This window comes from Paenibacillus sp. FSL P4-0184 (assembly GCF_038004625.1).
Classification (GTDB): domain Bacteria; phylum Bacillota; class Bacilli; order Paenibacillales; family Paenibacillaceae; genus Paenibacillus_AQ.
Window position 1 is genome coordinate 93,744 of sequence record NZ_JBBORN010000001.1, and the last position, 24,670, is coordinate 118,413.

The window sequence follows — 24,670 nt, forward strand, 5'->3', positions numbered from 1 at the left end:
TCACATTTTGCCAGTTACAACAGTCAGGTCACCCAGCTGCTGGAAGGCCATATAGACGAAGGGAAGCAGTAAATATAAGGTGAACGTTGCCTGCATCGGCAAGAACCCGAACATTTTACCCAGTGTACTTTTCCTGCTGATAACCTTCTCATAATGCTCCTTACGCTGATCCATCGCGAATGCCCTCTCCGCATCCATATCATCAAACGCCTTCTTCACCGGGATCAGATCGGCTGCAACCTGCAAGCGGTCTGCGAGCCGTTCGAGGGGAACGAAACGTGCGTCCTCCTTCAGATTCTCAATGGCACTCCAGCCTCCAGCCTCATAATCCAGCATGCAGCGCAACAACTGCCGCTCAAAAATATAGCTGTAACGATGCAGCCACTCTATCATTTCGTACACACTGATATTCGGAAATTGAGACAGCATCATGGAAAGCGTATTGAAGCCGTCCACCTCATTCTGCATTTCCCACTTTCGCAGCTGAGTACGAATGATTAAGTAGGCATCCGGAAGATAAAACCCTGCCAACGCCAGCCCAAAAGCCAGTAAAAGCTCATACCATTTGTAATACTCCTCATGATATTGCTCTACCCTGTTCATTAACTGTGCAGCATAGGCATTCTGGTTCAGATTGTTCTGAAGGAAAGACTTATTCTCCGCTTTCTCCTGAATGTAGGGCAACATCTGATCCGGTGTAATATCCTTCGCTACCAGTTCTCCAATTAAAGTCTGCTCAAAAGCGTACCGTTCCTCGCTCAGCATCTTCTGAGATTCTGTCTGATTGCCGCCTGTGATGATCTGCTTATTGGGATACAGGATGTTATGCTTGATATTGGCATGGATCGAGAATTGAAGCGATATGATCAGCATAAAGATAACGAGTGCCGCTAATGTTTTCTGCAGAAAGAAGGCATGTTGCGACAACCCAGAGTTAGCATCCTTCAATTTGCCGGCTACCTTGAAATGAAGAGGCTCATGTTCTGACGGCGTGATTCGATCCACCAATTTAAAGATCCATTTTCTCTTCAGAATCCGTTTTAACCACTTACCCTCATCTTTGATAGATTGTGTATCTTCATCCACACCCTTGAGAATCCGCAAGGCAATAAACGATATAATAAACGTGATATATAGTAAGATTAAAGAATATAATCCCCAAGCCGAATTGTAGTAATTGGATACAATAGGAAACATTCCTTCCGCCCAATTGCGGATCGGATCTAACATGAATACCGGTGAAATAGCTACAAAAACAATACCGTATAACAAACGATCGATTCGCTCACGGCGGTTAATATCCATATGAATCTCTTCTCTGATATTGCCAAGCATCGATAGATAAATCGAACGCTCCCCTTTATGGATATCCGCATCACCATATTCACCTATTTTGTAACTCACTCCAGCTAGTTGCTTCATATAACGGTTAGGTGCAATCTCATAATATTTCTGCAGTTCATCTTCCGGGTCCACCGCTGCCAGAATTCCAGCAATCTGCCGGGCATGCACGGCTACCATTGGTTTCGAGCGTTCCGCAGAATTCTCCAAGCTGACTTGCACCATATGTGTCTGATGATATTCATGACGAATATCCAGAATCATGGACGATTGGTCGTATAACATCTGCTTCACTAAACGCCCAATGAAGAGATCGCTGAGGACACCTCCAAGATATACTGAGACTAGCATAATAGTCGCACGGCTTACCCAGGATGAAGTCCAGAGGAATGAACTCAACGAAATGATCAGAATACAAGCAACAATCATTAGCGTCAGCGCAGCCGCGCGACTTCTGATCATGATTTCATTGCCTGCATGAACCAAGGTCAGACGCGAGCGCATCCGGTGAAGAAGTTTCTTCACTAATGGCAGTTCATCAAGTACCGGATAAGTTTTATGGGCCTGTTCCAACCATCTTTTTTCCTTAGTTCTCGTTGGCAGCAGAGCCTTTAGTCGCCTTTGCTCCTGATATTGTGTTCCCTTCAATTTGCGCTGCACTATATTAAGCAGCACAAGCAGGACAACCAGTAGCACTCCCGAGATTCCCAAAATAATCAATAATACGTTTTGCAGATTCATGCGGATTGCCCCCAATACTTCTCAAGAAATGCAGTAAAATCTAATGCATCCTCTTCATCCATATTTTTGCGCATTTCTTCGACTTTACTGCTGCTGATCGGATGTTTGACCACGTATTCTCCGGCTTCCCACACAATGACATCCTTATAATCATAGGAACGCCGATCTGTCATCCGGCCAAAATATTCGGTCACGGTATCCATAAAAGCATCCAGCTTGTCCGTAATATTCTCAGGATCCTTGTAGTTCTGAGGATATTCAAACTGGGGATCAGCCGGGATAATCTCTGTAATCCGTTCGATATATCTTTTCCCAGCACGCAGTACCAGGTGGACGTTGAAGCCAAGTGCCTCAACAACCTGAACCTCAGCAATTTTCTCATTACTGAAGGCTCCCGATGCGATAAGACTGTTGCGCAAAGCACTGACCAAATTGGGCAGTGTTTTGCCGTGGTGTGTAAACAATGTATATTCAGAAGCTACCTGGGCTGCCTGAATCACATAACTAACCACACTATGAGTAGCCGCCTCACCGACGATATTCACAGCGCCATCCGTTTTTTTCTGCACATCCAGCCCATCCTGCCCACTAACGGAGGGGGTTTCTCTGAAGGATAAAATATTTTTACCCGGATACATTTTTCTCGCCCAGATCTCGAAGGAAGTCTCCTGAATCCGGATATTCTTCGCATCAATATATTTGATCAGTGCCTTAAGCAGCGTTGTTTTCCCCGAGCCCTGTCTGCCAGTGATAGCAGTGACCTGATGGCCCAGGATGAGAAAAACAAGCATATCAATCGCAAGCTGTGCCCCTTGATCTTGGATCTGCTGATCCAATTCCACGAGCGAATCGTTAAATTTGCGGACAAAAAAAGCCCAGCTCTCAGCCATTTTGGGCCGCACAACCACGACCCGGCTGCCATCAGCCATATCGTTGATGATATAACCCTTGGATTCATTTAATTGCCCAGGGTTACCAAACCCATAGATATTTTGGCAAACCCGCTTAAGCTCCTTCTCAGAACCAAAACTTAAGAATTCCAGGTGAAGCGACTTTCCGCGGTAGAACGTCCACACCGCATCATAGGATTGTGGTATGAAATGCTGCTGCTTCGTATATTCCAGAAAATCTGTAGTCTGCACGACATCAGGAGGCATGCCACTTGTTCCTCCATTGACTCCGTCGATATTCTGATCTCGAAGCTCATCAATAACGCCGAGCCCCTTATAAATTTGATAAGCTCTCTGAACAATAATTTCAATCTTGTCCTGAATGGACAATCTCGGCTGCTCGGACTGATAGATATGGCGAATCTGCTCTTCGGTGATCTTATACCCTTTAGATCCATCAGGCAGTTTTTGCAGTGTATCTAGGCTATATTTGCTTACTATTACATTAAATGCATTCTGACCATGATCTTTTTTGAAAACATAAAGCAAGATATCGAAGCAATCCTGTGAAGTCAATCGATTCGTATGGCCGAAGCTGATAATCTTATCTACATTTCCTTCATCCAGACCGTAGGTCTGAACCAATAGATCCTTCATATAAAGCTTCACGTATTTCTTAGCGGATAGATCGCCGTGCATGCAACTTCGGAGCGCTTTCTGCAATTCCCTTCGCCGCGCCTTCCGACGGTTGTATTCTTCCTCACTTGGGCTTCCCTCATAAAGAGACGCAGCTATAATCTCCTCAAAAGCCCTTCTCAGAAACAGCACGATTTCATTCATATCATATTTCAGTTGGACGGAAGGTGGAGCAGCATCCTTACGTCTGCCCAGCCATAAGTAGAGGAACACTCCAATAGCTATCAGGACTACAAAGATCAGAATCAGATTAATCATTCGCAACATCCAATTCCGATACTGGAGAAATCTCCAGCATCCGGAGAATAAGCTGTCCCATATGTCGTACCGCCTCAGTGAAGTTTCCGTCCTCACTAAACTCCAGAAAACGGGATTTAGCCTCTCTTGCCTTCAATAGAAACTGAACAAAACGCCGTTCATTTTGAGCATCCATATAACCAATATGATGTGGGATAACACCTACTGCTTTTTTCTTCAATTCATACAGCTTAATAATTCTCTCTTTATTGAACCTGGAGCTGCGCTCATAAGCCCCAATACAATAGAGGACTGGCTTATGGCTCGGAACAGGAGCTTTGTTCTTGTTCAAAAAATAGGTATCCAGACTTACCTGATTCTGATTTAGGTTAACCACAATCAAATCTGCCTGCTCCATAACCAGAGACACAACATCCGGATCATCTTCAGAGGAAAGGTCCACAAATAACAAATCATAAAACCTGCGATAATCCTTGTAGATATGCGGAAGCAAGAGCTTTGTCTCATGTTTCTCAGTACTCATAGATCCCCTAAGCAGTTCCAACCGATCCTTAAGAATGGACTCCGCATGATCTCTTATGCCTTCAGGTGTAAGCATTCCACACTGCACTAATCTCTCAATCGCATCCATTCCGCCGGTGGTCTGTGCAGACTGAAGCGTTGTTCTTGTCTGTGAGAACAAATGCTCAAGCACCCCTTGCTCCAAATGCGTATGTGTCATTAACACGCGGATATGATGATCTAGCGCTATGGTAGCCGCAACAGCTGCCATATTCGATGTTGTTCTCCCCTGCCCTTGAGCAGGCCCCCAGAAAGCTACAAGCATAATTACCTACCCCCGTTTCCTTGCATACTGCCACAGCTTCTTGATGTCTTGCTTTGGAACATCACAAATTTCAATCAAAAAGTCATTTACAGCTTCGGCAAAATCCTTATCTACCTTAAGATCCACCCTTCCATCATGGACCCAATCAATTCTTCGCTCCGGACTACTGATGTAACTGATCTTCGAAGTAATCACTGGATAATATTTATCCACATACTTCAGTCCAAGTCCGCATTCTTCTTCTATGACAAGCAGTACAGTAGGTATCCGTTTCTGATCCAGCAACATATCTACGTTCTCCATAGCCTGACGTTCATAGGTGGTTGCGAAGACAATAATCTCCTCCTCAAGACCCTCAGGATACCCATGATGCCAGTCATACAGAACGATATCCGGTTTGTCAGCTACGGTTGAATCAGCAATCTTTATACCAGACACTTCACCTTCAAAATACTGATAATTCCTGCTGTTATCCGAAATAATCATGACATCGTTGTTGAAATAACTTTTCAACAGAATAGCCGCTGCCAGTATGAAATCGTGCTTCTCGCAATCCCCTGCGACAACAATGTGCAAATCGGTCACTCTCCTTCCAGCAGACTGTCATCTGTGGCTGCTTCTTTATTCGTCACACCCGTTGAACTCTGGTCTGCACTTGAATCGATCGGCGCTTGATTGGTCCGATCTATCACTCCGTTTACGGATTGGCTGTCATCAACTTTCGCAGCCTCCTCTGCTGCTGCCGCTCCCTGCACAGCCTTTCTCTGGATCACACCACTGCCGCTTGGTGCCTGTGCTCCGACACGAATTCTATCTTCATCCTCCATAACTTCGAGTCGTTTCTCCAGTTCTTTCCGAAGATTGGCAGCAAGACTCCACTTGGCCTGATCTATAATGAAAGGATTATCCTTAATTACTCCTAGTACATCCAGATTAGGGACATAATTGACTACAGGTTCAGGCTGAAGCTCCGGTTCTACGTACTGTTTCATATACAGCTCCGCGTTATTTATGTATGCATCCACCAGGGCAGCTTGCAGGAGCTGTGCTTCTTCTTCATTGTCATTAAAAAATGTATATTGATTCGCTAAATCTACGTCCTTCAGCGTCTTCTTTCCTACGACTATGTAATCCTCGCCATTTGGGAAAACTATCCGAATATCTACGACATCTTTTTTCGTTAACCGAAGCGGCAGTTTAATATATTCAGTCTCTTCTTTTCGTTCTGATGGCTCCAATCTCGCTTCATCACGTACCATTTCAGTAGTTACCGCTGTGCCTGACAATGCATCAATCTTCAAGTACTTGCCTACAATCGCTTTAGACTCACTGATCAGATTATCCGGTGAGGAGAATTTGGGTAGCTTCTCTTCCATTACATCCTCAGCGGTAATCACCTCTCCAGCTAGCTTTGGAGATATCAGAACATAGGCTGTCTGGGATTGATCCATATAGCGCTGCAAGACTTCATCTTTATCATTCAGCTGTTCTTCGTAAACTGCCCGCTCGTCGATCAGCTTAGCGTTATAATGGCGATAAGTTGCAAACCATACCCCCGATGTGGCAACGGCAACAAGACAACCTGATAGGATCGTATATCTCAGTATTTTTTTCCGCTTACGTATTGCCACTTCAAGACCTCATTTCCATCCCTATTTGATTTTCCCTTTCGATTTTGCGGCCGCGGCTGCCGCTGCTGCCCGTTCGGAGGCTTGTCTCTCAGCTTCCTTAAGTCTGGCTGCCTCCGCTCTCTCTTCCTCCACCTGTAATTTATCTGCATATTTCATCATATTTGATTCAATTTGGGCGATGGTAGATTTAAATTCGTTCATTTTCTTAATCCATTCCTCACAATGCTGCTTAAACTCTTCCCCACCCAAATCTACCCAATAACCTGACACTCCTGTGATTGCTGCTCTCATCTTATCGCTGCACTCCTGGGCAGGGGAGAGAAGTCGATGGCAATCAAAAGCAATGCCCCTTACCATACCTGAATTCATACCCAGCCTCCTGATTGATAATTACCGGCTCTCCGGAACAAATGAAAATCCTATGCCTATTAATAACAAGGTCACAAACAAGACCGTCCCAACAATTCCCCAGAGCAGCGTTTGCTTGCGAAAGAGCTTTTTCTGAACGGTCAGCAGCTTCATTACCCATTCGACAGCCGCTTTATCTGGATACAAAGGATCTTGATGTGCAGGCATCAGTGTCGTTTGAATTTCTGCAAAATCCTTTTTCAACATTTGTAATACTTCCTGATGTCCATTTTCCAGCAGTAGCCTGCACCGCTTGCGCTCATAAGGATTAAGGGTGTTCAGCTTCTCTTTCAGCAGTTCATACTTCCACATAGCCCCGTTGCCTACCAAAATAGGAATTTGCGAGTTCCACCACAGCTCGAGTCCGCTGGTGCCCTTCCGCTCCCGATGGATATCCACCCATAGAATGATATGCGTGAACTCACTGGCCAAAAGCTCCGAAATATCCCACGAATACCCTCTGCGATAGAAAGTGACTCCTTCATATTCGAACATGGTTGAAACCGAATCTTCTTTCTCACCCTTAAAAACAATCTGTTCAAGCGAAATGATTTCGGGTCTGTCATCTCCGCATACCAGAGGCTTCCAGCCCAGTTCTGCCAGACCCGCAGCCAGCAGAAATGCCGCCGCACCTACATCTTCTTCCCCTCCGACACCACAAACTCCAATAACAAGTGGTACATTGCTGCCCAGAATTCTCGCACTCACTGCTGGCGTAGATTTCTCTTCTACCGGAATAGATTGTTCCAGACTCTCCAGCGTTTCCGCTTCAGCTAACGACGGGGTCTCCTTTCTGGCCGGAGGCCCCGGTCTAGGCGGAGTTGATCCTGCTGAAGAGCGAGGAGCAACGGATGGTCTCCTGTTGGCGGCATCTGCTACAGTTCTGGAACCAGCCACTGGCTGTGGACGGGTAAGCGACTCCACCGGTCTCGGAGGAGCAGACGGTGCCTCTTCCACTGCCTCGTCAGAAGCTGCTCTTGATGATGGGCCTTTAAACGATGCAAAAAGGCCTTTCTTTTTACCCAGGATATGATAATAATCCCTTGTAGTTTTTTTCTCTTTGATCCAGTTCAGAAGATCATCGCCCTGGAATTCCGTAGTAAACTGAAGATCATGTATGTTCATATTTACCAGGGTCCGTATAAATTCAATATCCGTTTGCAGCGCCGGGTCTAACTGGACAATCAGCCGCGTATGTTTAAGATATTTACGGATCAGCGTCATGAAACTGATTATATCCGCAGCTTTGACCGGTGTGCCCAGACCCGCGCCGCCCTCCATAATTACAATGGATGAAGGATCGACTTCCTTGCTACTGAAACCACTTATAAAACTATGTAATGTAGAATGTTTACCAGAAATTACATAACCCTCATGCTCCAGCGACCTGGATAGCAGCATTATAAGTTCAGGTGAGCAGACTAAGTGTACGCTTTTCATAGGAATCCTCCTTTACGATCTCCCAGCTCAATAGGGCAAAATACGAACTATGGCTCCGTCCCCTTGTATAATCTCTGCGAGAACAGCATGCGGCCCCAACTCAATCCATTCTTCGCCCGTACGGCTGGCTTCACATTTAAATTCCCAGTTATCCGGAAGCCAGTTGGCTTGCTTAAGTAGCTCGATACATTGCCCTGTAGAAATAGAAAGAGAGACTTCCAAATCCAAATACTTCTCTCTTTCACCTTTAAATACAAAAGTAGTCAGTGCAGTTGACATAGTCTGATCCCCCAGATTTGTTAAGCTTCTTGCAGCCAATTACATAATTCATTTACTACTGTAGACAAGGATTGCGTGGTTTGACTGGCGTCTTCTTCCCCCCCGCTCAGCAGCCACATTTGATCTTCATGAATCAACAGGTTCAGTTCGCGAATCACCTGTGCCTCCTCGGTAATGCATTGGATTTCTGCCAAGGAAGTTATGAATGCACCTGCTAGTAGAGACTTCCCCACCCACGTTTCAAAATCCACTTCTTTATTTATCGCTTTTTGTAATTTATCTTTATCGCTCAATTCCCACACTAAAGGGATTCTCTCAATGACCTGATACATCAGCTCATGTAATGCATAAATCTCCTGAAGCTTATAGGTGTTACTTTCCGGCTGATGCTCAAGTTCAAACCAAACTTCATCCTGAACAAAATAGAAGACCTTGCAAGTCTGTTGATTCGTATGCATAAGCTGGCAAAAATAAGATTTGCAGCTGGATGCAACAGCGATACCTCTATGAAGCACTTCATTCACTTTGGCGAGCCCCGCAAAATCAACCTCTAAATATCCCTTCACTTCCAGCGACCTCATCTGAACATCCATTAGGGAGCGTAAATTACGCTCCGATTCGTCTTTGAGATCGATTTCCAGACCTGGAAAACTAGTTTCTCCTATCAAAGCAGTCAAATAGATAATTTCTAAAGGATACAATTCAAACATTTCACGAGCCGGCTTCATCGCTTTTTTTCACCTGCTTATCTATAGTTCTGTAATCATTTTAAGGCGTGAAATGGCCCCCTCAGTTAGCAGTATCGCTTCAGTATTATCCAATACCTCGTTCAGCTCATGGTATTCCATACTCTCGAGTAGTGGAGCATAAGACAAATGATCATTGGGTCTTCCATCGGACAACAACGCATGTCCACTGTTAATCAGTTCACCCGCAAAATCAGTGACCAATTGCATTTGATTCAGTTCAAACGAATCGCTGCCGACCAGCAGCATTACACCAAGTCCACCGCCAAACCTCGCTATCCGCTCCAAATGATCCAGTGAATCATTCTCCATCAGATCAAAAGCGGACTTAAGATGAGGCATTACAATGACGAGAAGCGGATACTTAGACAGAATATACTCTGCCTCGTCAAACTCTTCACGGTTTTGGGCATCTGCAAAAGCTTGCCGTGCATCATTTTTCCTTAGTTGCAGCTGATCCACTAAAGATTGTGTGAGCTGTAAAAACTCTTCAGCTGTGCACATATAGCGGGTAATCGTTGAACTAGCTTTCAAGCTCGGTATACTGACAACACCACTATCAAACAGATGGAATTCCATAGTTACTTCACCTGCTGATTTATCAAGAACTTGTATTAAGGCGTTAAATCTAAAATCCACATGCTTTTGAGTAGTATAAGACACTACAAAATTGCTAACCTGCTTTACATTGATCTCTACCGGAAGTGTAGTATCCCAATCCAGCCCGAGCGGTACCTGATAATTCCCCTGCGGTTGTTCCTTCGGCACACGTTCCAGAAGCTCTGCCAGTGAAAGCTTGTCCGGGATCACTGAAATCCCCACAGGGTTATTCACACCTGCCACTGCTTTCATCTCCGAACTAATCCGGCGGAGAGAGGCAGCAATCTGATCATCCGAGCTGCCATCCACAGGAAGCGCGGTATGAAATTCCAAAATCCGGTTATCTTTGAGCAGTCCGCGGCCTACTGTATTCGTTGGCTCCATCCCTTCTGTTCTACCCAGAATACTGGAATAATCCAATCTATCAGACATTTGGTATACTAGAGCCTGCTTAATATTCTGGCTGATTCGGTAAGGATAAGAGTTTACAGCATTGGCAGCGAACACGAAGTATATCCCGTAATTACCGCCTTCACGCACCAGCTTGGAAAGCTCTAAGATAAAGTCATCATATGCTTCTGAGAATCCTGTGTAATTATCGAGCAGAATAACAATATAAGGAACCTTCTCTCCAGTGGCTGCACTGTAAGAGACCAAATTACTGATACCAAGCTGAGAAAACTTACGTTTGCGTTCATCTAATTGGGACAACAACCAACTGATCAGTTTTCCAAGCTTTTGTTCGTCCTCTGGAAAAATAATATCCCCTACATGTGGAAGCTCATGGAATACTCCCAAGGTACGTGTACCAAAATCCAATATATAGAAATGAACGTAATCAGGTTCATATTTCAAGGCGAGGGACATGATAATTGTCTTTAACAGCGTAGTCTTACCGCTGCTCGGTGCTCCATAAACCAGTAAATGTCCATCCTGATTAAAATTAATATCCAGATTGTATTGCTCCTGATCTGACGGATTATCAATTCGTCCAACGGTGGCAATAAGATTCTGATCTGGCTGCTTCCATGATTGCCCATCCCAGATCTGATTCTGATCCATAACATCCACTAAAGTCATAGTCTCCGGAAGTGGAGGCAGCCATAGCTGAAAGGCCTCTCCGATCGATTGCTCAGCAGAAATGGCAGCTATATGATTAACCACAGCCTGCAGCTCACTCAGTTGCGAGGCATGATCACTGTTTTTCGCCTTCGGAATCAGAGCTCTGCGTTCACCACTTAGTGAAACGATATCCATCTTGGGACTTCCATCCTGATCTGTCTCCCCTGCTTGATAAGGCGCTCCGCTCCAGGAGGATTGGAACAAAGTGAACACTTCATTATTACCAACTTGCAAATACCCACGGCCTTTTTCTTTTATCTCTGCTGCCTCCGTGCGTTTCAGCATCTCCTGACTATCCGAAGGTGTCTGCACCTTCAGACATAGCTTAAATCTGGAGTTACTCCAGATCTGGTCATCGACTACGCCAGAAGGTTTTTGTGTTGCCAATATTAAGTGAATCCCCAAGCTTCTTCCGACCCGTGCCGCACTGACTAGCTCTTTCATAAATTCCGGTTGATCTGATTTAAGTTCTGCGAACTCATCTACCACTATGATCAAATGCGGCAAGGGAAGGTTAACTTCTTTATTGCGGTAAAGAACGATGTAATTATCAATGTTGGTCACTCCGGCTTCACTGAACAGTCGCTGTCTCCGCAAAAGCTCACTTTTGATGGAGGCAAGGGCCCGATTGATCTGATTACCGCCAAGATTGGTGATTGTTCCCACCAGATGTGGAAGTCCAAGAAAAGCATTAGCCATTCCTCCACCCTTATAGTCGATCAGTACAAAAGCAATCTCATGCGGATGAAAGTTCACTGCCAGACCCAAAAGTAGAGACTGAAGCAGCTCACTTTTCCCCGATCCGGTAGTGCCGGCTACTAGACCATGTGGACCATAGCTTTTTTCGTGCATATCGAACAAAAGAAATTTCCCGCCTGCCCCGAGCCCCAGAGGAATGGACAATGTACGGTTAGCCTGGTTTTTTGACCAGCGCTCCATTACCTTTAGAGCCTCTACCTGCTCAACCTCAAAGCTCTCCAGAAAGGTAACCATTGGCGGGATATAGCTGTTATTTTGACCTTCCTTAATTCTGAGCGGAGACAAAGAACGGGCAAAAAACTCTGAATTTTTTTTATTCAGAGAATCGGCAGAAAAATAATCTGCTAAATGACCTAACAGCTGATTAGTATCTTTTCGAACCATCCCCTTACCATCCTTGATTTCCAGAATCGCCTGGGAATTCAGCGGTAGCGCAACATCAATCTTTTCCGATGTAAAAATGCTGGTCACCCCAAGTGAAGCATTGCCCGAGAGCAAATACTTCATCATATCCGTGCTGTCCCACAGTTCAGGAGCAAAAACCAGAAAAACATAATGCGGGGTCTGCATTGGCTGTAGTCCATAACCATTCGTGCTGTTTTCTTCTCTTTTTCTAAGCTCTGGAAGTAATTCATCCGCAATATTGGAGGCATCAAAGGATGTTGTAGCCAAACTTCTCTGGCTTCTGCTTTTATTCCATGTATGGGGCAACCATTTCAACCATTCCCAGTGTTCAAGATCATCAGGCTGCATCACGCATATTACTCTTACATCATCGTAGCCTTGGTGTGTTGTTAAATGAACTAGAACACCATTGAGGAAATCACGAACCTCCTGCTGTTTGCCGTATATTCCGAGCGTATTAATATTCCTTAGCGGTATGTAGACCGGAATATCTCGCACAAAATACATCTCTTCGCATATTTTACTGGCGATTTCTTCAAGTGGGTTGTCATCGTCAATCGCTTTCGCTTTCGAGCTATATATTGGCACTAGAGCAATCGGCTGGATACCAACACCAACCCTGAGATTCAAAAAGTCATCTTCAATTCCGGTTTTTTCCCATAACTGCTTGCTTCTCCCCCGTACGATTTCTACGCAGGATTGAATACTTGGATGGATATATGTATAGGCTTCTCGTTGCGTACTGGCGGCACTTTGTAAATCATTACGAACCTGGAATAAGTAGTTGAGATATTTCTTTTCAAGTTTTTTGTTCTGTTCATGATGTTTTTTCACACTGGATTTATAATTCAAAATTGAAACCATGACCGTCAGAACAGTCATACCCATGGTTGATATCAGCATGGTAAACGACCTGGTCAATGTTGACATAAATATAGAGATGACTAACATCCCGATGGGGGGGACTATAATCGTCAACCATGAGAAGGTTGGTTTTCCCGATGGTCGGGCAGGATCCTCCAAAACCAATTCACCTTCCGGGTAATTTGGTTTAATTCGAGGGGTTCTTTGTACCTGATTAGTTAGCATTTCTTGAGCACTCATTTTTTTCATCACCACTGGATAGGAATTTTGGATTAACAAGAATAAATAGTGTAAATTTTAAATAAAAAATAAATTATTTTCCAATTTAGGAGATACATACTGCATTATCGGTTCGACGACTAAATAGTTTATATTTTCCATAACATTTTTTGCTAAAATGGTTCAAAGATCCCCAATAAATTACCATTATTTTCATAAAAGTAAAATTACTAGTGTATATAGATCCAGTTCTAAGGTCACCTCATCGTACTTTCTTTTTGAAATAATTTAAGACATTTGGCACATTTACTTTTTTTATTTCTTTTTGTTCATCTTACTTCTCAGGACTAAAATTACGAGTTTTTTGTATCCAATATTCCATTTTAGACCCTATGTATTAGACCATTTCTACCAAACTGGAGTGAATTCATACTTTTGGAAGGAATTAACCCGTGAAAAAACTAGGAAATCCCTGCTAACTCGAACTATTTCCCGGTATCAAATCTCATATATGTTAAAGCAAATGCAAACAGACAACCTCGTAAGAGGCTGCCTGATGTAGTGTTTACGGGCAGAATGAGATCATTTTACGTGAGGGGGATGAGCTGGACGGAATTTATTTTCAAGTGGAGGGGCGTATTAAGGTTTCTTCTAGTGTGGGAACAGGAAACTCCTTGTTATTACGCTTCTGCTCACCCTTGTCATTATTCGGGGACATAGAATACGTGCAGGAGGTTGTGGTCCAATCACACACATCCGCATCACGAACGAACTTACTAGGCGCAGTCGAGAAACGACTTGCAAGTTATTTATTAACGATTAAGCTCGAGCGGGAATTTGGAAAAGAAATTCAGACGCCATACATCCCAGATATAGCCTCTTTGATTGAGACTTCCCCCCGCCATTTAAACCGTGTCATTCAGCGGCTCACCGACATGGAGATCTTATATAAAGTTAAGCAAGAAATTGTTGTACTCGATTGGGAGCATTTGGATGAGTTATCTAACGAAATAAGATTTGAATAACCTAAAAGTCCATCATTCAATTGAGGATAAAATGATCGATGTCATCATAACGGATATCGATCTTTTCTCCGTTTCTTTTGACAAGATTTATATACAGAGGAGCTGCATCAACACTTCCGCCACCAACTAATACATGGTAGTCATCATTGATTTCATATTTGCGGATGTACAAACCTGAACCGACGTCTTCAAAGGGATACCCTTTAAAATCCTTCCACGACAACGCCTCGCCTTGCTGAGCTAGATCCCGTACTTCATCCATGGACAATATCGCAGCTTTTTTATCATTACAGGCTGAAAGTATAATCGTCAAAGCAAACAATAACAGCATTATCAAGTTACGCTTATTCTCATTCATACACCTCCAAACTCCGTCGGGATCTTCCCTACATTGAAAGGTACACCTTCTGGTGCGTTTAAAAATGGCTTGAATTTCGGGAGTTCAGCTAAGTGCTCGGAATTCTAATTAGTTAACTTACCTGTATATGTTGACTGGTCGTCACCAGATTTCTTTCTTGCACCGTCATCATCTTTGCAAGTGTCAGTTATGTTACGGACAAAGTCCTATTCTTTGAATAACACCTTACTATAGATGTCGTGCTCTCCATCTTAAAAGGTGCGATTTTTCTTTTTCAGTGTCACTATAGTTATATAATATTTTACAAGTGCGAGTAATTTTAAAAAAAACGCAGATAACAAAGGTAACAAAAAACAGGTCAATCATGGTGGTATCTGACCATAATCGACCTGTTCTATGTAACGCCTTAGTGTTAATTAGGTTATATCTTTCAAGCATTACTGTGCGTACAACCGAAATAATGAAATCTTTATATGGGTATTACATAGGTTAAGTGTGTTACTGGTTGAATGATAGGTTTATTCGGCACTGGGTAGCCCCCACCAAATCTACAAATCTTCTCATCATGATTCCAGATGGAAGTAAGGACTTTAATAGAAAGATGTTTAGACATGACATATTTATAATTTCCGCCCATATTTTGAGTCTGTCAAAGTGAGATTGGTTCTACAGCTATTTATCTTGACTATTAACATAGTTTTCTACAAACTGTCTATTCTTCTCTTTTTCAGGAAGCAAACCTAAATAACGGTACTCAAAAATCATTTGTCTTTGAGTTGGGGTTACTTTTGAAGCTATTATATCTTCATAATCGTAATGAATCTTTAACTTACCAGGATACTTCAAGGTTAAGGTTAAATTTGTCCATGCCTCTTGGTCGTTATCAATAAATATTTGTCTTAACCCTTTAAATTTTGTTTGTAATTCTAATAATAAGTTATCGTAAGTTTTTTCACTCACGCTATATTTTTCTGGAATATCATGAGAGTATATAAAATCCTCATTCTCAGAAGTATTGAAATAAAAGAATACCTCTCTAGAGCCATCCAGTATTTCGGCATACAAGTAAATCTCGTTCCATCTGTCATCAGGTATCATACCTATAACATGCTCTGCTATCAAGGGATAAAGTTGCTCCATCTGTTGCTCCATAATTCCACTAACCTCCAATTTGATTCTCTATTGTAATTTTTTTTGTCCTACCACCATCTATCGAGTACTCCACTGTAAAACTATCAGGTCTAGCAGCATTACTAGTGTATTGGGGGGTTATCTTTACTTTTACGTTTTCTTTTCTTTCTAACGCTGATGCCCATTCTTGTTCCATCTGATGCCATTTCCCACCGGCTTCATTAATTTGGGAATTCATTGGAACTAAGTTATCAATGTCCCCAGAACCTTTAAATTGACTACCTATTAAATGACCACCATCATCTCTCTCTGGATAATCACCTCGGATTCTGTCTGTTTCTCCCACATTACTTTGAGCGTATTTATTTCTTGTTCCTTTGCCTAGTTGTAAGTCAGCCTCGACACTATCAATACGACCAAATTCATTTGTCTCATAAGTATATCCTTCTGGTGTTGTGTACTTTGCATTCGGTTTTAGTGTTTTTTTGTTACCGACTTTATCAATTTGTGTTCCATAAGGAATTTCAATCTTACCACCTTTCACATCCCCTAACCCATTCATCTCATTTATATAATGCTCCTGCACAAATGTTTTGGGCAGTGGATTCGAATCCATGGGGATCTTTCCTACACTGAAAGGCACACCTTCTGGCGTGCTTAAAAATGACTTGAATTTCGGGAGTTCAGCCAAGTGACCGGAATTCTGAAGGACTTTATTAAGGTCTTTCACGCCTTCCATCGCTTTAGTGGCAAAATCTTGTACCCCATCGGCCACTTTTCCTACCTTTGTACCCTTAGTCACAGATAGCCCCGGTACCAATACAGAAGCAGCTGCACCCAGCATGGAAGCCTTTTCCTCCGGCGTTCCTTCATTAAAGTTATGATACATCTTCTTCGCTGCTTCTGCCAATACTTCTGGATGTTGCATGATATAAGATGCTGTATCTGCCATTTCCTGTGTCGTCTTCTCCGGGTCTATGACAAAATGGAATGTAAACGTCACTGTATCCACTACACCCATAACGGTTTCCTCGATAAGAGATCCTACAAATGCCCGCGTAACCGCATCCGCTTGTACCACTTTTTTCCGCCATTCGGTCATTCCGTAGGTTGATTCCAACCACAAATAATATGCCGATAACGAATTGGACTCGTTAGGTTTTAATACATGCGCATTAAAATAGTTGAGTGTTATCTCATTTTTATTGTTATATGCAGTAATCGGTGTCCCATCTGGAAGCTCCATCGGCGGAATATTCAGTCGTTCCCCTACGAGTTGGCGCTTAGCCCAGGCTCCCTGTTCTCCTGGTTCCATCGCCATTCGGAGCATCAGCAGATACGATTCATTCTGAACTAATGGTACGCTGCTGGTGGTAATCGACGGATCATAATCACACGCCTTAACCACTGGCTTCTTGAAATAACCGCTTAGATCCTTACCTACTTGGTAATGGACTTCCTCTATGCCTAGGTATTCCAGCTTTTGGCGTGCGTCTTCCGCCAGCTTATGCATTGCGTCCATTTGGGTCTTGTTTCCAAACGCTTGATATACTTTATAAGCAGTCTGCGCTTTTGCAATTTGATCCCGTGCCTGGTAGATATCCTTCAGCTTGCTATGGGCTGCAATAGAGTCGATCGTTCCCAGTTTGGAATTCTTAACCGTTGTTTGGAGTTTCTGCACCAAAGGATCGCTATTCAACTCATCCCGTCCCATTAAAGCAGCAATCGAGGTGATCAGTTTCGTGACCATCTTCTGGGCATACGTTGGGATCGGAAACTGTCCACTTGCACTGCCTCCCCCAAGTTTTCCGAACATCCCTCCAAGAGTGCTAAACTGCTGAAAAAGTTGATTAGCCTGCCTCTTATTCTCATCCTGTGCACCTTGAACTCCTTTTATTGCAAGACGAATAATATCTTCAAGCTTTTCAGCTTCTACCGTCAGTTCATTGATAAGCGTCTGAGCTCGTATCAAATCTGAACCCAGCGGAATACCACCCCAGTTATTGGTCTGACCTCTCAGCTGCAAGTACAGCCGGTTGGTATCTTGGCTTACCTGTCTGATTTTTGTCTGCAGGCGTTCGACTTCATCTTCTTTAAATACCATTTTGTCCAATGCCATTTATGACCTCCAGTTCTTACACTTAGACCATCCAATGCACTACTTTCTTCGACCCCTCAGGTCTTTATGTACTACTTCATCTTTAAAAACTTAAGTATTTGGAGCACACACCTATATATCGGCTTAACTTCCCATTATTTTACTTTAAATCCTTTCTTTTAATTTTTTTAATTCTAATCACTGCTGTAAGAATAAGTAGACAGCACAAAAACAGGTTGATTATGGTGGTAGCTCCCTATAATCAACCTGTTCAGTGTAACGCTTTAGCGTTATTTAGGTTATACTCTCCAAGTATTATTGTGCGTACAAACGAAATGTCGAAATCTCTATACCTGTATTACATGGATTAAGTGTGTTACTGGTTGAATAATGGGTTATTTTATAACCTCCTATGTATCTGTTAATAAAAAAATAATCACAAACTCATTGCTAACATTAACAAGTAAATCAGAATAACTCTCCTCTAATCTACATTTGAGTTCATTCTTTTGAGGGAATACTTGTACATATATATAAATCTCTGTGATTTTATGGCTATCGGGATCAAGAAACATTGTAACATTCTTAATTGGGATTCCCTTTTCTAAATATCAAGAGTAGATCATCTAACAAACCATCGAGAAGGCTTTTCAAAGGAAATCTTTTTGTAGTGCATCCCATTCATGATCAATAAAAGTAAAGCAATTAGGGCTTACCGATGAAATATCATCCCAGGTTTTGATTTCGTATTAGTTATTTCTTCTATCAACATGTCGTTTACTTTAGCATACCCTTGTTCTCTATTATCCGCATTATTTCAGGATTATTCCTAAATGAATTTTGAATGTCTATAAAAATATCTTACATCGTAATATGGAACACTCCAACCGCAGGGAAGCATGGACAGCAAATTTTAGGGATCGTTAATGATTTCCATTTCTCTCATTTCGTAATTGCTCCACCGTCCCGACGAAACTGCTTGGGGGTCAAGCCAGTGTATTTTTTAAATAACTGTGTATAGTAACTTTGGCTGCAAAATTTAAACATCAAAGAGATTTCGGAAATAGACTGATTCGTGTGAATGAGGATCGACTGCGACTCCTCAATTCTACGCCGGTTGATAAATTCCGTGAGCGGCATGCCCGTTTCACGCTTGAAGCGGTCGGACAAATAACTGGGATGCACACCGACATGTCGAGAGATCAGGCTAAGGTTCAAATCTTGAAACAAATGCTCGCGTATAAAATATACGGATAGATTGACAATATGTGAATAGTGAAGATTCTCCTTTTGCTGGCGCATCACTGTAATGAATTGCAGGACCATTTCATATTCGTATCGATGAAGTGCCTCAAGCTCCGTCGTAGCTTCCACTGCACGGATGAACGTATCACTCAGCTGAAAAGCTGTCTCAGGGTCAACACCACCCCGGATAATCGCACGTGTAAACAAGGTGCAGGATGCAATCATAGCGTTTTTCTTGGAACGCAGCGGATATCGGGCTAGCGTAGCAGCTTCCATTGCGTTAATTCTATGCAGTGCTTCCAGTGCCCGGTTCTCGTCACCGAGTCGGATCGCTTCCAAAAGCTCATGTTCATAATCCAGCGGAGGATGGACAAATCCCTCTGAAAGATCCACAGAACGTGTGGACCAATATTCCGGCAGTTTATGTTGTCCTTTAAGTTGATCCATACGTGTTAACCTCACCTAAAAATTTTGATAATATCCTAAATAATTTAGTATAATTCTAGCCCTTTCAGACTTAAAATTCAATTCATAACCATCAAGGGAGGAAACATAAGCATGAGCTGGAGCATTGCCAATCAGGGATTGTCGGCAGATACCCTACTGAATTTAGAAAGTATTTTTGCGCTGGGGAATGGATATTTGGGCGTGCGTGGCAATTTTGAAGAAGGGTATTCCGATAAAGAAATCCGCAGTATCCGCGGAACATATTTGAACGCCTTTCACGATGTGATTGACATTCCCTATGGGGAGAAGCTATTCGCCTTTCCAGGTACCCAGCAAAAACTGGTTAATATTATAGATTCCCAAGGGATAAATATTTATATAGGCGAAGATATGGAGCCATTTGCACTTACAGCAGAGAGTGTCCTCACCTATGAGCGTAACCTCCATCTGGACAAGGGATACTCGGAGCGTAAAATCCACTGGAAATCCCCCTCCGGTAAAGAACTCAAGCTGCATTTCCGTAGACTCGTTTCTTTCACTACCCGTGAACTTTTTGCCATTCATCTGACTGTTGAGCCTGTCAATTTCAATGGCCCAATCCAAGTTGTATCTCGTGTAGATGGCGATGTTAGCAACTATACGAACCCGAATGACCCGCGTGTAGCTGCAGGACATTCCAAACGACTGAGCGTAGTAGCGTGCGAAGCTCGGGGTGAATATGTATGCTTGGAGAATGAGACGATGGCTTCGGGTCTGCGAACCTCCTGTGTCACCCGTCATGAATGGGTAGGTGACTGGCAAGTTGAAACTCAGGCAGGAGAAACCGATGCTACAGTGACTGCAACCTCCTCCTTGTCTGGGCCACTATCGCTGACCAAATGGAATGTCTATACCGATACACTACGACATGAACAAATGCTTGTGGATACCGGTATTCAGGTACAGGAATCATTGAAGCACCTCTCCTTTGAAGACATGCTGGAACAGCAGGCGCATTATTTGGCTGACTTCTGGAAGCGTTCCGATGTAGTCATTGAGAACGACTTGTCGCTTCAGGAGGGTATACGTTTCAACCTTTATCAACTGCTGCAATCAGCCGGACGCGACGCGCATAGCAACATCTCTGCCAAAGGTTTATCCGGAGAAGGATACGAAGGCCATTATTTCTGGGATACGGAAATTTATATGTTTCCCGTGTTCCTAATGACTTCTCCTGATTTGGCCCGGCAGCTCCTATTATACCGGTACTCCAAGCTGGGGGAAGCACGGGAACGTGCTAAAGAAATGGGCCATGCCCAAGGGGCATTGTTCCCATGGCGGACGATCTCAGGTACGGAATGTTCCTCCTTCTTCCCTTCCGGCACAGCCCAATATCATATCAGTGCCGATGTAGCCTATAGCTATATCCAATATCATCTGGCGGAAGAAGATGACGCCTTTTTGCTCCAATACGGCGCAGAGATGCTATTTGAGACCGCGCGGTTGTGGATGGAAATCGGTCATTTTTACGAAGGTAAATTCCACATTGACGAAGTAACCGGTCCAGATGAGTACACTTGTCTGGTGAACAATAACTATTACACCAATGTAATGGCCAAACATAATTTAAAATGGGCCGCACGCAGTTTCGCTCGGCTTCAGGAGTATGATAAGGTTGCCTTCCAAGCGCTGTGTATCCGACTGCATGTTACTGAACAGGAAGCGGATAGCTGGCTGAAAGCGGCGAATGCCATGTTCCTCCCTTACGATGAGAAGCTAGGCATTAACCCGCAGGATGATACTTTTTTACGCAAAGCGGTCTGGGATTTCGAGAATACACCACCGGAGAAACATCCGTTGTTGCTGCATTACCACCCACTCACCCTGTACCGTTATCAGGTCTGCAAGCAAGCGGATACCGTACTGGCTCATTACTTGCTGGAAGACGAGCAGTCGCAAGAAACGATTCGCAAATCGTATGATTATTATGAGCAAATCACTACCCATGACTCTTCTCTGTCCTCTTGCATATTTAGCATCATGGCCTCGAAAATCGGGTACAAGGACAAGGCGTATAACTACTTTATCGAGACTGCACGACTGGATCTCGATAATACACACGGCAACACCAAAGACGGATTACATCTCGCTAATATGGGTGGAACGTGGATGGCCATTGTGTACGGTTTTGCCGGAACACGTCTTAAGGAAAACGGCCTATCGCTCGCTCCGTGCCTACCAACTGGCTGGCAGAAATACAACTTCCGGCTCACCTTCCGCGGGCGTCTCATTGCTGTAACCATTCGCGAGGAAGGCGTGGAGCTGGAATTGTTAGAAGGTGAAGCACTTGATCTAATTCTCTACGGCCAATCAGTGACTCTGGGCAACGATAAACCGTTAACTCAGGCACTACAAGCCTAATTCATAAGGAGCACAACACAATGAATGCAGCCTCTCAAATTCAAGCCGTAATCTTTGATCTAGACGGCGTTATTACGGATACCGCAGAATATCATTATCAGGCTTGGGACATGATCGCGAAAGAACTGGGACTTCCGTTCACCCGAGAGTTCAATGAGAACCTGAAAGGTGTATCACGCATAGCTTCACTGGAATTGCTGCTTGGACAAGCAGCAATTCCGCACACTTACTCTCCCGAAGAGATGGAGAAGATGGCGACCCGCAAAAATGAGTTCTATCAGCAGCTCATTCAGCAGGTAACCCCGGCCGATGTGCTGCCTGGCATCTCTGAATTGCTCACCGAGCTGAAGGCCCACGGAGTGAAGACCGGCATTGCCTCCGCAAGCAAAAATGCCTTTACAGTTATCCGTCTTCTAGGTATGGAGAAAGACTTCGGAGTTATTGTAGATGCAGCCAAGCTTGCCCGCAACAAACCAGACCCGGAAGTATTCTTGACCGCCGCGGACGCGCTTGGGGTAGATCCGCAATTCTGCGTCGGGGTAGAAGATGCAGTCGCCGGGGTAGAAGCGATCAAAGCGGCCGGTATGTTCGCTGTATATATCTCCATACAGGAGAGCTTGTCCATCGCTGATATGAACTTGAACCACACTGCTGAACTTAACTACTCCGAGCTAAACCAGCAATTCGGTAATAAGAATAGAGTAACTAAATAATCGGGAATCCCAGTCTAAATATATGTAAGTTACGAACTAAGCCGGCAAGCTCCTAAGGGAAGCTTGCCGGCTTTTGTTTAAAATATACTTTTCAGAACACCGACTTCTATTCGCCATTGCGGGCATCCTCACAGTATTCCAGCTTTATCAGACCTATCTTTAAAAAGCTTCTTTATAGTGAGTCCAAATAAAACACAGCATGTCAGTGCCGCACAAAAATCAGCAATAGGCTCAGCAATAATCACTGCATCTGTTTTCGGGCTAATAAATGTCGGGAGCAGAAGTACTAATGGAATAAGCAAGATAATCTTACGCAAGATCGCGATAAAAATAGAAACTCGTGCTTGTCCCAAAGCAATAAATACTTGTTGAAACGCTAATTGAATACCAAAAATACAAGTGCCCAGGAAAAATATCTTCATTAATCTAGCGGTCAGAGCCACAAGCTCAGGATTATTGGTAAAAATGATAATGGGCAGCTTCGGAACAAAAATGGCTACGCCCCACATCGACAATCCGAAAGCTGCGCAAAAAACACTGCAATATAAAATGGTGGATTTTACACGTGCGAAATCGCGAGCTCCATAATTATAGCTAATAATAGGCTGTGCCCCTTGTGCAAAACCAGATAACAACGTCCCAAAGATTTGCATCAGCGTGCCCATAATTCCCATGGCAGCAACGTACATATCGCCTCCAAATTTAGCTAAGGACGTGTTAAATACGATTTGAATTAAACTTTCGGTCGACATCATAATAAATGGAGAAAGTCCCAATGCAAGTACACTTGCAGCTTCCTTTGGTTTAATACGCATATTGGATAGGCGTAAGCGCAGATGAGCTCGTTTAGAGATTAAGAACCCCAATACCCAAATGGCCGAAATAAATTGTGCAATAACAGTAGCCAATGCCGCACCCTTAATGCCCATATTCAATTCAAAAATAAAAATGGCGTCAAGGATGATATTCACAACCGCTCCAATGCATACCGTGAGCATGGCTGTTTTGGCGTATCCTTGTGCTGCAATGAACGGATTCAATCCTAAAGAAATGAGCACCGCCACAGTTCCTAGAAGGTAAATGCTTAAAAAATCGTTGGCTAGCGGCAATGTATCGTGGCTCGCTCCGAATAACGTTAAGAATGGCGACTTAAAGATAAGAAACAAAGCGGTTAGGATTATGGATGCCATCAGCAGCATAGTAAAACAACTTCCCAGTAATTCTTCTGCTTTTTTATGTTCTCCTTCGCCCATCTTTATGGAAGCTAGGGGTGCCCCACCAGCTCCGATTAGAGCTGCAAATGCTGAAATCAACATAATGATCGGAAAAGATATCCCTATAGCGGATAAGGCTAGCGTCCCCCCCTCCTCCATTCTTCCGAGGAACATCCGGTCAACTACACTGTACATGGCATTGATTAGCTGAGCTATAACGGCAGGAATAGCCAATAAGAAAATAAGCTTGGGTATACTTTGGTTGGCAAAACGATCCTTCATTTGATTATTCATTTATTCATTTCCAATATAGCTTCACGGAGGCTTTTAGGAAGCTTTTTGACAACCATATCGTAGGAATGGTCTATCATGTCAAAGACATCCAACGCTGACAAGGAACCATCGATCATGATTGAATTCCAGTGTTTTTTATTCATATGAAAGCCTGGTCGAACGCAATCATGTTGCTCTCTTAAGTTCTCCGCAATGATCGGGTCACATTTTAGATTTAAGCGAACAACCTTCCCTGTTTCCTCAAAAATAAGTGCGAACATTTTATCAGCCACTTTGATGACCAATGGAGTAGGCCCAAACGGATGCTCCTGAGTCGCCCCTTTCTTTTTCAAACAATATTCGATGATGTTATTCTTCAACTCTCTCTCTCCTTTGCTGATCAACAATCTGATCATTTCTGCCATTAACCATGTTTCTTAATTATATCATTTTGTTCTGCTGAGCAGTTTCTGCATAATTTCTCAGGGAGGAAATCATGAACTTATCTAGGATTGTTAATTAAGAGCCAACCAAAGGAGCT

At 43.4% G+C, this 24,670-nt stretch carries 18 protein-coding genes and 1 pseudogene; 3 read left to right on the plus strand and 16 right to left on the minus strand.

The window, feature by feature from the left end:
* The 10 genes from MKY52_RS00440 to essC are packed head-to-tail and all read right to left on the minus strand — an operon-like array spanning window position 1 to window position 13,246.
* Entirely contained in the window at window positions 1-2,082 is a 2,082-nt protein-coding gene (locus tag MKY52_RS00440; RefSeq protein ID WP_341049233.1) for a hypothetical protein, read from the minus strand.
* Window positions 2,079-3,926 carry an ATPase, T2SS/T4P/T4SS family gene (locus MKY52_RS00445; RefSeq protein ID WP_341049234.1) on the minus strand — a complete coding sequence of 616 codons (1,848 nt, stop codon included), beginning with the start codon at window positions 3,924-3,926 and terminating at the stop codon, window positions 2,079-2,081. Before MKY52_RS00445 ends, MKY52_RS00440 begins: the two co-directional genes overlap by 4 nt.
* Window positions 3,919-4,752, minus strand: a complete 834-nt coding sequence (locus MKY52_RS00450; RefSeq protein ID WP_339246480.1) for a hypothetical protein — start codon at window positions 4,750-4,752, stop codon at window positions 3,919-3,921. Before MKY52_RS00450 ends, MKY52_RS00445 begins: the two co-directional genes overlap by 8 nt.
* 6 nt (window positions 4,753-4,758) lie before the next feature.
* Complete coding sequence (locus tag MKY52_RS00455; RefSeq protein WP_341049235.1) at window positions 4,759-5,328, minus strand: hypothetical protein; 570 nt, start codon at window positions 5,326-5,328, stop codon at window positions 4,759-4,761.
* A 5-nt stretch (window positions 5,329-5,333) separates the two neighbouring features.
* The gene (locus MKY52_RS00460; protein WP_341049236.1) at window positions 5,334-6,383 is read right to left on the minus strand and encodes an SAF domain-containing protein; all 1,050 of its coding nucleotides are present in this window, start codon (window positions 6,381-6,383) and stop codon (window positions 5,334-5,336) included.
* 21 nt (window positions 6,384-6,404) lie between these two features.
* Window positions 6,405-6,752, minus strand: coding sequence for a hypothetical protein (locus MKY52_RS00465; RefSeq protein ID WP_341049237.1), 348 nt, complete (start codon window positions 6,750-6,752; stop codon window positions 6,405-6,407).
* A 21-nt stretch (window positions 6,753-6,773) separates the two neighbouring features.
* Entirely contained in the window at window positions 6,774-8,231 is a 1,458-nt protein-coding gene (locus MKY52_RS00470; protein ID WP_341049238.1) for a hypothetical protein, read from the minus strand.
* Window positions 8,232-8,258: 27 nt separating this feature from the next.
* Window positions 8,259-8,510 (minus strand): hypothetical protein, encoded by a 252-nt coding sequence (locus tag MKY52_RS00475; RefSeq protein WP_076286996.1) that lies wholly within the window; start codon window positions 8,508-8,510, stop codon window positions 8,259-8,261.
* A 20-nt stretch (window positions 8,511-8,530) separates the two neighbouring features.
* Window positions 8,531-9,238: a hypothetical protein gene (locus MKY52_RS00480; RefSeq protein WP_341049240.1), complete on the minus strand. Its 708-nt coding sequence runs from the start codon at window positions 9,236-9,238 to the stop codon at window positions 8,531-8,533.
* Window positions 9,239-9,259: 21 nt separating this feature from the next.
* On the minus strand, window positions 9,260-13,246 hold the full coding sequence (gene essC / locus MKY52_RS00485) for a type VII secretion protein EssC (RefSeq protein ID WP_341049242.1): 3,987 nt from the start codon (window positions 13,244-13,246) through the stop codon (window positions 9,260-9,262).
* Between the two features lie 557 nt (window positions 13,247-13,803).
* On the opposite strand from essC, the pseudogene MKY52_RS00490 reads away from it, so the two are divergent.
* Window positions 13,804-14,250: pseudogene (locus MKY52_RS00490) on the plus strand (Crp/Fnr family transcriptional regulator); the annotation flags it as partial.
* A gap of 16 nt (window positions 14,251-14,266) precedes the next feature.
* On the opposite strand, the gene MKY52_RS00495 reads toward MKY52_RS00490, so the two are convergent.
* The 4 genes from MKY52_RS00495 to MKY52_RS00510 all read right to left on the minus strand — a co-directional run bounded on the left by MKY52_RS00495 (window position 14,267) and on the right by MKY52_RS00510 (window position 19,529).
* Window positions 14,267-14,608, minus strand: coding sequence for a hypothetical protein (locus MKY52_RS00495; RefSeq protein ID WP_341049244.1), 342 nt, complete (start codon window positions 14,606-14,608; stop codon window positions 14,267-14,269).
* 672 nt (window positions 14,609-15,280) lie between these two features.
* Window positions 15,281-15,760: an antitoxin YezG family protein gene (locus MKY52_RS00500; RefSeq protein ID WP_339246451.1), complete on the minus strand. Its 480-nt coding sequence runs from the start codon at window positions 15,758-15,760 to the stop codon at window positions 15,281-15,283.
* A 7-nt stretch (window positions 15,761-15,767) separates the two neighbouring features.
* The gene (locus MKY52_RS00505) at window positions 15,768-17,858 is read right to left on the minus strand and encodes a DNA/RNA non-specific endonuclease (protein WP_341049245.1); all 2,091 of its coding nucleotides are present in this window, start codon (window positions 17,856-17,858) and stop codon (window positions 15,768-15,770) included.
* A gap of 921 nt (window positions 17,859-18,779) precedes the next feature.
* Window positions 18,780-19,529 (minus strand): AraC family transcriptional regulator, encoded by a 750-nt coding sequence (locus MKY52_RS00510; protein WP_341049246.1) that lies wholly within the window; start codon window positions 19,527-19,529, stop codon window positions 18,780-18,782.
* A gap of 111 nt (window positions 19,530-19,640) precedes the next feature.
* Here MKY52_RS00510 and MKY52_RS00515 point away from each other — a divergent pair, with 111 nt between their 5' ends.
* Both MKY52_RS00515 and pgmB read left to right on the plus strand, forming a co-directional pair.
* Entirely contained in the window at window positions 19,641-21,929 is a 2,289-nt protein-coding gene (locus MKY52_RS00515; protein ID WP_341049247.1) for a glycoside hydrolase family 65 protein, read from the plus strand.
* A gap of 20 nt (window positions 21,930-21,949) precedes the next feature.
* Window positions 21,950-22,642 carry a beta-phosphoglucomutase gene (gene pgmB, locus MKY52_RS00520; protein ID WP_341049248.1) on the plus strand — a complete coding sequence of 231 codons (693 nt, stop codon included), beginning with the start codon at window positions 21,950-21,952 and terminating at the stop codon, window positions 22,640-22,642.
* Window positions 22,643-22,770: 128 nt separating this feature from the next.
* Here the strand turns inward: pgmB and MKY52_RS00525 are convergent, their stop codons facing one another.
* Window positions 22,771-24,150 (minus strand): MATE family efflux transporter, encoded by a 1,380-nt coding sequence (locus MKY52_RS00525; protein ID WP_341049249.1) that lies wholly within the window; start codon window positions 24,148-24,150, stop codon window positions 22,771-22,773.
* The gene (locus MKY52_RS00530) at window positions 24,147-24,509 is read right to left on the minus strand and encodes an MmcQ/YjbR family DNA-binding protein (protein WP_341049250.1); all 363 of its coding nucleotides are present in this window, start codon (window positions 24,507-24,509) and stop codon (window positions 24,147-24,149) included. The genes MKY52_RS00525 and MKY52_RS00530 overlap by 4 nt, the downstream gene beginning before the upstream one ends.
* Window positions 24,510-24,670: the final 161 nt, after the last annotated feature.